Origin of the sequence: Frankia sp. CcI49, assembly GCF_001983215.1 — a bacterium.
GTDB classification, from domain to species: Bacteria; Actinomycetota; Actinomycetes; order Frankiales; family Frankiaceae; genus Parafrankia; species Parafrankia irregularis.
Map to the genome: position 1 here is coordinate 310,750 of NZ_MOWP01000015.1, position 13,815 is coordinate 324,564.

At 71.1% G+C, this 13,815-nt stretch carries 10 protein-coding genes; 5 read left to right on the plus strand and 5 right to left on the minus strand.

Annotation, left to right across the window (positions count from 1 at the left end; translation table 11 throughout):
- Positions 1–23: 23 nt before the first annotated feature.
- Positions 24–1,196, minus strand: coding sequence for an amidohydrolase family protein (locus tag CcI49_RS14630; protein ID WP_076827157.1), 1,173 nt, complete (start codon positions 1,194–1,196; stop codon positions 24–26).
- Between the two features lie 136 nt (positions 1,197–1,332).
- Between CcI49_RS14630 and CcI49_RS14635 the strand changes: the two genes are divergently transcribed.
- Positions 1,333–2,106 (plus strand): GntR family transcriptional regulator, encoded by a 774-nt coding sequence (locus tag CcI49_RS14635; RefSeq protein WP_076827159.1) that lies wholly within the window; start codon positions 1,333–1,335, stop codon positions 2,104–2,106.
- A 206-nt stretch (positions 2,107–2,312) separates the two neighbouring features.
- On the opposite strand, the gene CcI49_RS14640 is transcribed toward CcI49_RS14635, so the two are convergent.
- Both CcI49_RS14640 and CcI49_RS14645 read right to left on the minus strand, forming a co-directional pair.
- On the minus strand, positions 2,313–4,268 hold the full coding sequence (locus CcI49_RS14640; protein ID WP_054569363.1) for a M13-type metalloendopeptidase: 1,956 nt from the start codon (positions 4,266–4,268) through the stop codon (positions 2,313–2,315).
- 111 nt (positions 4,269–4,379) lie between these two features.
- Positions 4,380–5,600: an ABC transporter substrate-binding protein gene (locus CcI49_RS14645; protein ID WP_054569362.1), complete on the minus strand. Its 1,221-nt coding sequence runs from the start codon at positions 5,598–5,600 to the stop codon at positions 4,380–4,382.
- A gap of 770 nt (positions 5,601–6,370) precedes the next feature.
- On the opposite strand from CcI49_RS14645, the gene CcI49_RS14650 reads away from it, so the two are divergent.
- Entirely contained in the window at positions 6,371–6,805 is a 435-nt protein-coding gene (locus tag CcI49_RS14650) for a PH domain-containing protein (protein ID WP_232295383.1), read from the plus strand.
- 63 nt (positions 6,806–6,868) lie between these two features.
- Here the strand turns inward: CcI49_RS14650 and CcI49_RS14655 are convergent, their stop codons facing one another.
- Both CcI49_RS14655 and CcI49_RS14660 read right to left on the minus strand, forming a co-directional pair.
- Positions 6,869–9,349: an ABC transporter permease gene (locus tag CcI49_RS14655; protein WP_076827161.1), complete on the minus strand. Its 2,481-nt coding sequence runs from the start codon at positions 9,347–9,349 to the stop codon at positions 6,869–6,871.
- Positions 9,349–10,149, minus strand: a complete 801-nt coding sequence (locus CcI49_RS14660; RefSeq protein ID WP_076827163.1) for an ABC transporter ATP-binding protein — start codon at positions 10,147–10,149, stop codon at positions 9,349–9,351. The genes CcI49_RS14655 and CcI49_RS14660 overlap by 1 nt, the downstream gene beginning before the upstream one ends.
- Before the next feature lie 260 nt (positions 10,150–10,409).
- Between CcI49_RS14660 and CcI49_RS14665 the strand changes: the two genes are divergently transcribed.
- The 3 genes from CcI49_RS14665 (at position 10,410) to CcI49_RS14675 (ending at position 13,753) form a co-directional block, all read left to right on the plus strand.
- Positions 10,410–11,921 (plus strand): histidine kinase, encoded by a 1,512-nt coding sequence (locus CcI49_RS14665; protein WP_241840066.1) that lies wholly within the window; start codon positions 10,410–10,412, stop codon positions 11,919–11,921.
- Positions 11,922–12,045: 124 nt separating this feature from the next.
- Positions 12,046–12,717 (plus strand): response regulator transcription factor, encoded by a 672-nt coding sequence (locus tag CcI49_RS14670; RefSeq protein ID WP_054569359.1) that lies wholly within the window; start codon positions 12,046–12,048, stop codon positions 12,715–12,717.
- A gap of 175 nt (positions 12,718–12,892) precedes the next feature.
- Positions 12,893–13,753 carry an acyl-CoA thioesterase II gene (locus CcI49_RS14675; RefSeq protein ID WP_083473689.1) on the plus strand — a complete coding sequence of 287 codons (861 nt, stop codon included), beginning with the start codon at positions 12,893–12,895 and terminating at the stop codon, positions 13,751–13,753.
- Positions 13,754–13,815: the final 62 nt, after the last annotated feature.

Sequence of the window (13,815 nt, forward strand, 5' to 3'; positions counted from 1 at the left end):
CCGCCCAATCCGTCGACGAGTCGTCAGATCCGGTAGAGCTTGGCGGCGTTTCCGCCCATGACCTTCTCCTGCGTCTCCGGGCGCAGGGTCAGAATCTTCTCGCTGACCAGACCGATGGGGTCCGGGTGCAGGCAGGTCGGGTGCGGGAAGTCCGTCTCGAACATGATGGTGTCCTCGCCGACCTGGTCGATGAGGTGCTGCAGGTCGCCGCGGCCGGTCTCGAACCAGAACGTGGCGTACCAGTTGTCGCGGAAGTACTCCGAGGGCAGCTTGTTCAGCTTCTCCGCGTGCTTGGGAGCGTTCTCCGCAAGCTCGTAGTCCATCGCCTCGAGCATGAACGGGATCCAGCCGATGCCGCTCTCGACGGAGACCATCTTCAGGTCGGGGTGCCGGTCGAACATGCCGGAGTAGGCGCTGTTGAGCAGCACCCGGGAGTTGTTCTGGAACAGCGAGGCGCCGCCGATGGCGGGTTTCACGTAGTTGTCCTGGCTGGGCCAGTAGGTGGTGCCGAAGTACGACAGCGAGGTCTGGCTGGCGCCGATGTGGAAGTGCACCGGCAGCTTCAGCCCGGCGCAGACCTCCCAGAACGGGTCCCAGTCGGGGTGGCCGAGATCGGGGGAGCCGGAGTCCTGCGGGTCGGCGGTCATGTTGACCCCGCGGTAGCCCAGCGCGGCGCAGCGCTCGGCCTCGCGGACGCAGGCCGCGATGTCCCATGCCGGCATGATCGGCATGGGGAGCAGCCGGTTGCCGGACTCGGCCTGCACCTCGGCCATCGCGTCGTTGTACAGCTCGACGCACAGCCGGAGAAGTACCTCGTCCTTGACCGAGTTGCGCAGGTTCTGGCCGCCGATGCCGATGGCGTTCGGGTAGAGGACCTGGGCCTGGATGCCGAGCTCGTCCATCAGGGCCAGGCGCGTCTTCGGGTCCCAAGCAGCCGGGTGGACGTCCTTGATGCCCCACGAGCCGCCCTGCGAGTCGCGGAACGCGTGCTTCTTCCCGTCGTGGTCGACGGTGCCGCCCGAGCCTGCCTTGCCGAAGGTCTTGCCCTCGATGACCCACATGTCCATGCCGTCGATCTTCTCGACGTGGGGGACCCGGTCCTCGTACCCCTTCGGCGCGCGCTCGGTGAACAGGTCGTGGCGTTCGGTCATGTGGGCGTCGGCGTCCACCACGCGTAGACCAGCCAGTCCCGCCATTCAGGGCCTCCTTGGGTCGGTGCGGCCGTTGCCGCGCTCACGCGAACATGAGTGTACGTTCACTCTGTACCGCTGGCAATCTACAATTTTGGATACTTAATTGACGTTTGCTACCCGTGGTGGTCACGATGGTCAGGTGGTTGTCCCAGCCGCGCTGCGGCGCACCAGAACAAGCGCCGCGGTCGTCGAGTACGTGCAGCGGGAGATCTTCGCGGGCAGTCTGCGGCACGGCGACCGGATCGACGTCGAACGGATCGGCACGGCGCTCGGGGTGAGCCCCACCCCGGTCCGCGAGGCACTCGTGCTGCTCGAGCGGGACGGGCTGATCGCCACCCGGATGCACCGGGTGGCGATCGTGGCGCACTTCGACGCCGGCACGCTGCGCGCGGACTTCCACGTCCTGGGCGTGCTGAGCGGGGTCGCGGCGGCGCGGGTCGCGAAGGACCGCGACCCGCGGGTGCTCGCCCGGCTCCAGGACCTCCTCCAGGCGCTGGCTGACAGTGCATCTGTCGACAGTGCGTCCGCTGGCGGTACGTCTGCCGACGGTGCGTCTGCCGACGGTGCGTCAGCCGACGGACGGGCCGACGCAGCGGTGACCGGCACCCGTACGAAGGATCTCGTCGCCGAGATCGTCCAGCTGCAGCATGATGCGGGTGCGACCCCACGCCTGCTCGCCGAGCTACAGGGCGTAGGCGGCTTCCTCGCCTGGGCCGCGCGGGAGAGCGACCGGCGCACACCCGAGGACGTCGTCGAGGCTCAGCGGCGCGTCGTCGACGCCATCGTCGCCGGTCACTCTCAGGCGGCGGCGCGGGCCCGCCTCGCCGACGCCCGCGCGGCGGCCGAGGAGGTCATCGGCGAGCTGATCCGCCGTGGCGTGCTGCGCGCGGACGGGACGAACGCCGCTGGCTGAGACCGGGCCACCCGCCGCACGGCCGCCCACCGGGGACCTTGTACCGCCGCGCAGCGTCAACAAATCCCATTAAGAGGGGCAAAAGGGGCGCAGAGTCACCTGGCAATCCGCAAGAAGTGAGGATTTTGGTCGTCGCGACGACCAAAATCCTCACTTCTTGTTCGGTAGCAACGCCAGCCGAGGTGGCGGGGCCCGGATTCGCCCAGCTACCAGATGCGGACCCGCTCGTCCGGGTCGAGCCACAGGCCGTCGCCGGGGGCGGTGCCGAAGACCTCGTGGAACTCGTCGAGGTTGCGCACGATGTTGGCCCGCAGCTCCGGCGGGCTGTGCGGGTCGGTGGCGAGGTACTGGCGCTCGAGCTCGAGGCGGCGCTTGGTGCGCCACACATAGGCCCAGTTCATGAACAGCCGCCGCCGGTCGTCCCGGGACGCCTCGCCGCCGGTGGCGATGATGTACGCGGTGTGCGCGATGGTCAGGCCACCGAGGTCACCGATGTTCTCACCCACGGTGAGCGCACCGTTCACCTTCTCCCCGGGGAGGTTGCGCGGCTCGAGCGCGTTGTACTGCTCGACCAGCGTCTTGGACTTCACCTCGAAGGCGGCCTTGTCGGCCGGGGTCCACCAGTCGTTGAGGTTGCCGGCGCCGTCGTACTGCGCCCCCTGGTCGTCGAAGCCGTGGCCGACCTCGTGCCCGATGACCGCGCCGATGCCGCCGTAGTTCTCGGCCGGGTGGGCGTCCGGGCTGAAGAACGGCTTCTGCAGGATGCCGGCCGGGAAGCAGATCTCGTTGGTGCCCGGGTTGTAGTAGGCGTTGACCGTCTGCGGGAGCATGAACCACTCGTCCCGGTCGACCGGCGAGCCGATCTTGGCGAGCTCCCGGTCCGTCTCGAACGCGGCGGCGGCCTGCGCGTTGCCGACCAGGTCGTCCCGGCGCACCTGCAGGGCCGAGTAGTCCCGGAACCGGTCGGGGTAGCCGATCTTCGGCCGGAACGTCTCGAGCTTCTCGTAGGCGCGCCGCTTGGTCTCCTCGGTCATCCAGTCCAGCCGGGAGATCGACTCACGGTAGGCCGCGAGCAGGTTCGCGACGAGGTTGTCCATCTGGGCCTTGGCCTGCGGCGGGAAATGGCGGGCGACGTACTCCCGGCCGACGGCCTCACCGATCGCCGTCTCGACGAACGACACCCCGCGCTTCCAACGCGCCCGCGGCTCGGGCGCGCCGCTGAGAGTGCGGCCGTAGAAGTCGAAGTTCGTCTGGACGAACGGCTCGGAAAGATACGGTGCGGCCGCGCGCAGCACCCGGCTCGCCAGCCACTCGCGCCAGACCTCGACCGGAGTGTCGCTCAGCACGATCGACAGGTGCTCGAAGAACGACGGCTGCCGCACGCACGCCTCGGCGAGTGTGGCGTGCGGGCCGGTCAGCTGACCGCCCAGCGCGGTGACGTAGGCGTCCCAGTCGAAGGTGGGGCACAGCGCCGCCAGCTCGGCGGTGGTCATGAGGTTGTACGTCTTCTGGACGTCGCGGGTCTCGGCCCGCTCCCAGTGGCCCTTCGCGAGCAGGGTCTCCAGGGCGAGGATCCGCTGCGCGGCCTCCTCGTGGTCGGGCAGCTGCGCGAGCTCGAACATGCGGGCCAGGTAGGCGGCGTACTTCTCGCGGATCTCGGCGAACCGGTCGTCGCGGTAGTACGACTCGTCGGGCAGGCCGAGGCCGCCCTGCCGCAGATGGAACAGGTAACGGTCCGAGTTGCGGTCGTCGGTGTCGACATAGGAGCCGAACAGCCCGTTGCCGCCGATCCGCTCGAAGCCGCCGAGGAAGGCGGCGAGGCCCTGGACGTCACGCAGCGCCCCGGCGGCGTCCAGCAGCGGACGTACCGGGTCGAGGCCGAGCGCCTGGACCGCGTCGAAGTCCAGGAAGGAGTTGTAGAGGTCGGCGATCTTCCGCGTCTCCTCGCCCTGGGCGGCGGGGTCCTGGGCGGCGAGGTCGGCGATGATGTCGCGGACCTGCTGTTCGGCGGCGTCGGCGAGCTGTACGAACGGGCCCCAGCTCGAACGGTCCGAAGGGATCTCCGCCTCGACGAGCCATCTGCCGTTCACATGGCCGAAGAGGTCGTCCTGCGGTCGGACGTCGAGGTCCATGCCCTCAAGGGCGTCGTCGAGGATGCTCACAACAACGAAGTCTGGCGCCCAACCCGGGTTCAGGGAAGGAGCCCACGGCGAATCCGTTCTGGGTGAACATCGGTCCGCCGGTCCGCCGACGGCGCTGATCAGTGACCCTGATCAGGGGCTGATCGCGCTGCCACACAGATCCGGCTCGACCACCAGGAACCCGTTGCCGGCCGCGTTGGCCTGCACGAAGGAGTAGCACGTGGTCGGCCGGAGCGCGTCGGTGCGGAAGCTGATCGGGCTGATCAGGCCGCCGGCGTCGTAGCTGTTCACCGCGCGCAGCCGCCCGATGAAGCCCTGGCGGTTCGGGCAGGCCCCGGCCAGGCGCAGGCCCTCCAGGTAGATGTCGGTGGCGATGTAGGCGAGTACCGAGGCGTCGTTCTCGGGATGGGTGACCTGCGGTGCGTACCGCGTCATCGCGTCGAGGTAGGCCTCGGTCGCCGGGCCGCCGAGCTCCAACGGCCGGTAAACCAGCGGCATGGTGATTCCCGCCGCCTGCGCCCCGAAGTTCTGCAGCAGCTCCCGGCCGTAGCCGTTGGTCGAAAGAACCACCTTCGGCGCGCGACCGGCCTGCCGCAGCAGGTTGAGGACGCCGATGAGATTCTCCGGGGAAATGAGGCTGATAATCGTGTCGGCCTTTGCCGAGACGACTCTTTTGGCAACCGCGGTCGGCGTGTCCACACCCGAGGTGAAGTTGACGATGTCGACCACGCGTACGCCGGCGGCCTTCATACTGGCCTCGTATTTCTGCCCGGTCTCGGTCATGCCCGCCGACAGTGCGGGCTGCAGGATCACCGCACGGGTACCGCCCTGGGAACTCACAAAGCGTCCCTGTGTGTCGACGGCCGCGCCGGTCACATAGGTGAAGGCGAACATGTTCGGCATCGTCGACCAGACCGGCTCGTTGGCCAGCCCGGTCACGGGAACTCCCTGGCCGGCCAGGTAGGCCGCGCTCGCCGAGGCCGCCACCGACAGCTCGACCAGCCCGAAGACCTGCTGGCGCTCGACGAGCTCGCGGGCACCGAGATCGTTTCCGGTTGCCGAGCCCTTGTCGTCGCGCCACTGGTAGACGACCTTGCGGCCGTTCACGCCCCCGGCCGCGTTCACCGCGCCGAGGCGGGCCTCGACCCCGGCCAGCGAGTTCGTGAAGCCTTCCGCGGCCGGCCCCGAGTCCGGGACCAGTACGCCGAGGCTGATCTGGTCGTCGGTCACACCGGGCGCGGTGCAGCCGACGGCCGCGCTTGCCTCGGGCGACGTGCATCCGGCGAGCAGGCTCGCCGTGCCGAGGATGACCGCGGAGAGTGCAGCGCACAGCGTCCGACGGCGGGAGAGCATCAGGCCCCCTGGCTGGTGGTCTCGAAAGAAAAGTGGGATCGGGTCGTGTCGCCGTACGTCAGGCGCGCCGTAAACCTGGCATCCCGATCACCTGTGAGCTCTCCCCCTGGAGTGGAGTTCGCGGCTGTGATCCATCCACCGAACTCCGCAGGCTGAACACTTTCGCGGCAACAATACCAAGATCGACTACCCCGGTGAGCGCGGGTTGCCGTCGTTGGGAAATGTGTTCTCGCCATGGTTTCGAGCTGTCGATTTCGTCGACGGAAATTTTCCTTCGATTCACCGTCGAGYCACCTGGCGGAGCTACCCCCGGGCCGCCCGGCGGTGGGGGTGCGCTATCCGCCGGGCCGCGGTATCTCACCGTGGGGCCTCGGGGGCCCGTTACCCGCGGGTGGCTGACTCCAAACCGCCGAGCCGACGGAGATGAGTGATCATCGCCGGCTTCGGTGGTGATGTCAATGTCGCTGTCCCGACATTGTCGCTGCCGGGTCGGCGGGGCCGCGGTTCAATGCCGGTTCCAATGGCGGGCTGGCAGCTCGGACGAATGTTCCGGAGCGCGATTCGTTTCACGTCGACCCGGCCATGTGCCGGCTTCGCCCGCGGTCCTTGGAGTCGGATCTCCTTCGGGGTGGTCAGCGGCGCCCGAAATGTGCGATCATGTGGCAAAGTGTGGAGACGGGGGCGAGCTCTGCGTGCGTAATTACCGATTTCTGGCGGCGAATGAGCAGGCAATTGTCCGGATTAGACTGCACTGGGTGGTTCTAGCTCGGGTGGTACTCGAGACGGTCGCGGTCCTCGTGGGCGTCGTGGCACTCAACATCTACGCGGCGGCCCATGGCCGGGGCGGCGGCATCCTGATCACGCTGTTGTGGTGGGGTGCGCTCGCCGCGGTCCTGCGGTTGCTGTGGCGCATGCTCACCTGGTACTGCACGATCCTGCTTGTCACGAACTCGCGGTTTGTCAAGGTGTCCGGGATCATTTCCCTCAAGGTGCAGAGCATTCCGATGTCGAAGATCACGGACCTCTCCTACACCCTCGATCCCAACGGCCGGGTGCTCGGCTATGGCACGTTCGCCCTGGAGACCGAGGGCGACCACAAGAGCGAGCTGGAGAAGCTTGAGTACGTGCCCCAGCCCGACCAGTTCTACCTGCTGTTCTGCAACAGCATTTTCGGGGGCGCACCGGAGCCCACCACCGGCGACTAGCCGCGGTCGATCAGCCGCGGCAGGCGTCGGCGGCGGGCTCCGGAGGGTTATTCGGAGCGCGGGCTATTCGGAGCGCAGGGCCGTCGCGGTCCTGCTTCCCGCCGCCCACCCGGCGGGTGCCAGTGCTCCCGCGACGGCGATGACGAGGCCGCCGGCGAGCAGGCCCAGCTGTTCCGGCAGGCGCAGGACGTCGAGATAGCGGGCCGGGACGCTGGTGCCGCCGGTGGCACCCATCCTGGGCACGACGAAGTGGTGCAGGGCGATCCCGGTGGGTACGCCGACGAACCCGGCCAGCAGCCCGATGCCGGCGACCGAGGTCACGATCACCACCATGGTCTGGCGCGGCGTCATGCCCAGCGCCTTGAGGATGCCGAAGTCCCGCACCCGGCGTCGGACGTCCAGCACGACCGTGTCGAGGACGCCGAGCACCGCCACGGCGGCGATCATCAGGGTCAGCATCGTGATCAGGGATTTCATGATGATGATCGTGCTGCCGGGCGCGGGTTCGTTCGTCTGGCCCATCGCGCCGGCGGCCTCGAGGTCCGGCCGCAGCCGCGCCAGGTACTGCACGGCGTCCGTGCCGGGCCTGAGATCGACGTCGAACCTGCTCGGGGCCAGGCCGAGCCCGAGGCTCGGGAGCGAGCCCATGTCGGTCCTCAGATCGATGGTGTCGGCATGAAGGTCGAAGAACTCGCCGACGATCCGCAGCGTGACCGTGCGCCCGCCGCCGTCGAGGGTGACCGTTCCTCCGACCTCGGTGTTCGCCGCGCGCAGGAACCGGGTGTCGACGACGGCCTCGCCGGGTCCGCCGAACCACCTGCCGGAGATCATCGGAAGGCTCGCCCAGGAGGCGTCGCCGTCGTAGGCGGTGACCTGAAGCGGGCCGGCGATCGCCGGCGCGGACAGTTCGGTCTCGGCGGTTCCGTAGAAGCGCTCCGTGCCCGGCGCGGCGGAGATCGCCGCTGCCGCCGCCCGTGGGTCCGGCTCCTGCGCCGGACCGCCGCCGTTGACCGGGCCGCCGCCGACCGGGCTGCCGCCGCCCGCCCCGCCGGCCGGGCCCGCCTGGTTCCCCGGCTTCCCGCGGGTCTCGACGGCCGCGACGCCGTCACCCGCGGCCAGCATGCCCCCCATGTCGATCAGGACGTCGCCGCGGCCATCCGCGCCGTTGTCCTCGGTGAGCCTGGTGAGCGTGGCGCCGAGGCCGACGGCGAACGTCGCTCCGACCACACCGAGGCACACCGCGGCCGCGAGCACCGCCGAGCGGGCGGGGTGCGCGAACGGGGCCGCGAGTCCGAGGGCGATCGGGCGGGGCAGCGGAAGCCGGCCGGTCAACCGCTGCGCCAGCTGGCCGCGGCCGGCACGCGGCGCCCGGCCGACCGCGATCGCGTCCATCGCGCGCAGCCGGCCCGCCCGCGCCGAGGCGAGCAGCGCGGCGAGGCCGACGAGGAGGAGGACCCAGCCGGCGACGGCGATGTCGACCCAGGGCGCAATGGTCTGCGCCCCCACCTGGTAGGCCGAAGCCTGCTGGTGGAGGATCGGGACCGCCGCGAGGTTGCCCAGCAGCAGTCCGAGTCCCGTGCCGACCGCGCTCGGTACCAGAGCCTGGCCGACGTAGGCCCGCACGACCTGGACGGGCGTGAAGCCGAGTGCCTTGAGCACTCCGATCCGCCAGGTCGAGGCGCCCACCGCCCCGCTGACCACGATGCCGATGATCAGTGCGGACATCGCGAGCGCCAGCAGCCCGAAGGCGGCGACGAACGGGACGTAGACCGTGGTGTCCGCAAGCGCGCTCCTGCGGACGGGCAGATAGGACTGCGAGCCGGTCATCGTGCCGGCCGGCAGCGCCGCGCTGATCGCGTCCCGCCCGGCCTGGACCTCGGCTTCGGTGGCGGCCGCGGTGAGCCGGTAGAGCATCTGGTATCCCGCCGACTCCGGTGCCTGCGCCAGGGCCGTGAGCTGATCCGGCGTGACCCAGCCGGACGCGCTGTGCGTCATGGATCGGCCCCGGCCGACAACCGTGAGATCCGGAGCGCCCGGCAGATCGGCGAACGTGAGCTTCAGTCCGGTCAACGGCGGCAGCGAGGCCCCGGCGTCGAGCACGATCTCACCCGGCCCGGTCGGCCAACGGCCGTCGACCAGGATCACCTTGTCGACCTGGCCGGTCGCGTCCGCCGCCGAGCGGCCGACCAACGTCAGCAGCGGCAGCTGTCCGTCCGGAATGTTCAGGCTGCCGCCGTCGGGCAGGGTGACCGCGGTGGGGCGGGTGGACAGCGTGCGGAACGGCCCGGCCGCGGCCGCGACGCCTGGAAGAGAACGGGTCGCGGCCAGCGTGTCGGTATGGACGGCACCGGCGTCGAACCGCGCGGTCAGGTGCGCCCCGGCCTGCCGGGCGAACGCGCGGTCGAAGGGCGCCCGGGAAGCGACGAGCAGGCCTGCCGCGAGGACTGACGCGCTCACGGCGGTGACCACGGTCAGCACCATCACCGCGGTCTGCACCCGCCGGCGCGCCACCCCGGAGCGCACCACCCGCCCGACGGCCGCCATCAGGCGCCCACCGCGGCGTCGCGCACTGCGGTGTCGCGCACTGCGGTGTCGCGCACTGCGGTGTCGCGTACCGTGGCACCGCCCACCGCGGCGTCGCGCACGATCGCGCCGTCCACCAGCTCGATGACACGGGTCGCGGTCGCCTCGGCGAGCCGGACGTCGTGCGTGACGAGCACGACGGTCAGCCCTTCCCGGTTGAGCTCGGCGAGCAGCGCCGTCACCTCCTCGCCCGCGGCGGTGTCGAGCGCCCCGGTCGGCTCGTCCGCGAGCAGCAGCGCCGGGCGGTTGACCAGCGCGCGGGCGACCGCGACCCGCTGCCGCTGCCCACCGGACAACCGGCCGGGGTAGGCCGCCGCGTACCGGTCGATGCGCAGGTGGCGGAGCAGGCCCACGGCACGATCCCGGGCCTGCGCGCGGGGCACCCCGGCGAGCTGGGCCGGCAGCAGGACGTTGTCCAGCACGGTGAGGTCGTCGAGCAGGTTGAAGAACTGGAAGACCATGCCGACGCGGCCACGGCGGAACTTCGCCGACGCCGTCTCACTCATCTGGTCGACCCGGCGTCCGTCCACTGTGACGGCGCCCGAACTCGGCCGGTCGAGCCCGGCGATCAGGTTGAGCAGGGTTGACTTGCCGCTGCCCGACGGGCCGAGGACGGCGAGCGCCTCGCCGGGGCTCACCCGCAGCGACAGGCTGGCGAGCGCGGGCGCTCCGGAGTCGTACTTCTTGGTCACCTCCCGCAGCTCGATCACCGGTGGTGCTCCTGCGGCGGGCTCCTCGGTGAGGGGCTCGGTGCTGGTCACGGACGGGGTTCCTCCTCGGTTACAGAGCCGGCGCATCGGGCCGCGGGGCGGCCGGTGGCGCCCGCAGTCGCGTCAACGTGGTCGGGTCAACGCGGACGGTAGGCCCGGAGCGCGACTCGGCACGTCGCCCGCGGGGGCGAGGTCTGCTACCGCTTCCGACTGATCGACCGGCAGGTCATCCTGGGGATGTACGCCGTCGATGTAGCCGGCTGACCGCTGAGGTTGATGTGCCGGCTGTTCCGCCTTGCGACACTGGTCCGGTGACGCGCCCCAGCCTCGGTGACCGCTGGCGGCGGCTCAGGCCCCGCGTCGACGGCCCGGCCGGCGGGCTGTCGGCCTGGGCCTGGGCGGCCGACGTGATCCTGGCAGTGGTGCTCGCGGCGGCGACGATGATCGCGACCTGGCAGTCGTCCGGTGATTTCAGCGTCCGGGTGCCCGTGTCGACCGGCGCCGGCGAGCACTCGCAGGCGCAGGGCCAGCGGAACCCGGTGGAACCGTCTGACCCGGTCGAACAACCAGAACAGCGCGGACAACCAGAACAGCGCGGACAGCCGGAACGGCCAGAACAGCCGGAACGTCCGGACCCACCGGACCCACCGGACCCACCGGACCCGCTGGTCCGGCAGGGCTGGCCGGGGATCGCGCCGGTGGGGCCGTTCGAGTACGCCCAGCAGGTACCCGGGCGTGCCCCGGTCTGGCAGCTCGTCCTCGCCGGGCTGAGCGCGTTGCCGCTGCTCGCCCGCAGGTGGCGTCCACTCGCCGCCTACGCGGCGGTGCTCGTCCCGGCGCTGCTGGTCCACGTGCGTGCCACCGGCGACGACACGACCGTGTTCACCTTCATCTCGGTCCTCATCGCGGCCTACAGCGCGGCGATGTACAGCCCGCACCGACGAGCCGCGGTCGCGTGCGTCCTGGTCGGCGCGGCGGTGGTCGCCGTGCGCCACGAGCACAACGTGCCGGAGATCTCCTCCGCCTACCTGCCGTTCCTGCTGCTGATCCCGATCGGGCTGGCGGCTAACGCCATCCACGGGCAGACGCAGCGGATCCGGCGCCTCGAGGCCGAGCAGGCCACGGCGAGCCGGCGCGCGGTCGACCAGGAGCGGGCCCGGATCGCCCGGGAGCTGCACGACGTGGTCACGCACAACGTCAGCGTGATGGTCATCCAGGCCGGGGCCGCCCGCAAGGTGCTCGACCTCGCCCCCGACCGGGCTCGCGAGGCGCTGCTCTCGGTGGAGGCGGGTGGGCGGGCCGCGATGTCGGAGCTGCGGCACGTGATGGGCCTGCTGACGATGACGATGCCGCTGGCGGAGACGACGGCGGAGACGACCGCGGCGGCGGCGATGGCGGAACCGGCGGATCGGGCCGAGGCCGGGCTGGAGCCGCAGCCGGGTCTCGGCCAGCTCGGCGGGCTCGTCGCCCGGGTCGGTGACGCCGGCGTCGCGGTCGAGGTGCGCACCGAAGGGACGCCGTCGGCGCTGTCCACCGGGGCGGACCTGACGGCCTACCGGGTGGTGCAGGAGGCCATGACGAACACCATGAAGCATGCCGCCGGGGCACGCATCCAGGTTCGCCTCGGGTACGAGCCCGACCGGCTCCGGATCGACGTCACCGACTCGGGTGGCACGCCCACCGCGGCGGCGTCCGCCGGCAGCGGTGCGGGGCTGATCGGCCTGCGGGAGCGGCTCGCCGTGTACGGCGGCACGCTGGAGGCCGGGGAGCGGCCCACCGGTGGGTACCGTGTCACCGCCGTCATCCCGGTGCCCGCGCCGTGACACCCTCGTCAGGTATGAGGTCGGTGTTTGTCAGGACGGAAGCGGCACCGTGACCGGCGCGGCAGAGGCAGCGGCAGGGGTAGGGGTAGCGGCAGCCGCAGAGGCAGCGTCGCCGCCGCTGCGGGTGGTGATCGTCGACGATCAGGCGCTGGTGCGCGCCGGTTTCGGGATGATCCTGGCCGCCGACGGAATCGAGGTCGTCGCCGAGGCTGCCAACGGCGTCCAGGCGGTGGAGGCGGTGCGACGGACCTGCCCGGACGTCGTGCTCATGGACATCCGCATGCCCGAGATGGACGGGCTGGAGGCCACCCGGCGCATCCTCGGCGGTGCCGCGGCGACCGGCGCGCCTCGGGTGATCATCCTGACGACGTTCGACCTCGACCGGTACGTCTACGCGGCGCTGGCCGCCGGCGCCAGCGGATTCCTGCTCAAGGACGTCAGCCCGGAGCAGCTTGTCGGGGCGGTGCGACTGGTCCGGCTCGGGGACGCGCTGCTGGCGCCGGCGATCACCCGGCGCCTCGTCGAACGGTTCGCCCGCGCCGACCGCGGCACCGCCCTGCACCGTGACCTCTCCACCCTGACCCCGCGGGAGCTCGAGGTGCTCCAGCTGCTGGCATCCGGTCTGAGCAACGCGGAGCTCGCGGCGCGACTGAGCCTGAGCGAGGCGACGGTGAAGACCCACGTCGCGCGGATCATGGCCAAGCTCGGGCTTCGGGACCGCGCGCAGGCGGTTGTCGTCGCCTACGAGACCGGGCTGGTCACGCCGGGCGCCGGAGTCGGTGGCGAGCTGGGCTGAGCCGCGGCGCGTTGCGATCAGCGGGCCGCGGCGATCCGGCTGCGCGGGCCGCGGCGAGCTGGGATGAGCGGGCCGCGGTGGGTACGGCGTAGCCTCCAACCGTGGCCCTGATCCTTTCGTTTCGGCTGGTAGCCGTGCAGGCGTTGCCCACTCTGGTGCCGGCGGGCGGGTGGCGGTGACCGCGCAGCGGCCCGAGTTCGCGGACCTGCTGTCGCTGGAGACCATCGATCGCGACATCTTCCGTGGCTCATGCCATGACGGCGCACCGATGCGCGCCTTCGGCGGGCAGGTCGCGGCGCAGGCCCAGATCGCCGCGGGCCGGACGGTGGAGCCCGACCGGTGGATGCACTCCCTGCACGGCTATTTCCTGCGGCCGGGGCGCACCGATGCGCCGATCCTGTACCTCGTCGAACGCATCCGGGACGGCCGGTCGTTCTCCACCCGCCGCGTGAGCGCGGTCCAGAACGGCGAGACCATCTTCTCGATGTCGGCGTCGTTCCAACGGCCGCGTGACACCGCCGAGGAGCACCAGCTGAAGGCACCGGACGTCCCGTTGCCGGAGACGCTGCGCCGCTGGTGGGGGCCGATCGACGAGGCCCCCGAGTACCGGCCGTTCCTGCTGATCGACGTCCGTTCGATCCCGAGCGGCGCCGAGGGCGCCGCGCACCGGCCGGCGTTCGATCCCGCGCTCACGGCTGCCGACGGGATGCCGCGCCAGAACGTCTGGGTACGGGTCGACCAGCCGCTGCCGGACGACCCGCTGCTGCATGCCTGCGCGCTGACCTACCTGTCCGACCTGACCCTGGCGAGCACCGCGAGCCTGCCCTACGGCGCCGGGCCGGGCCGCCTCGACGTGGTCTCCCTCGACCACGCGATGTGGTTCCACCGGCCCTTCCGCGCCGACGACTGGCTGCTGTTCGCGCAGGACAGCCCCAGTGTCGGCGGCGCGCGCGGGCTTTCCCGGGGCACCTTCTTCACCCGGGACGGCCAGCTCGTCGCCTCCGCCATCCAGGAAGCCGGCCTGCTCCGACGCTGACCGGGCGGCCGCTGGCCGGGCTGTCGCTGACCGTGCGGCCGGCGTCGGGTGGCCGCCGATCG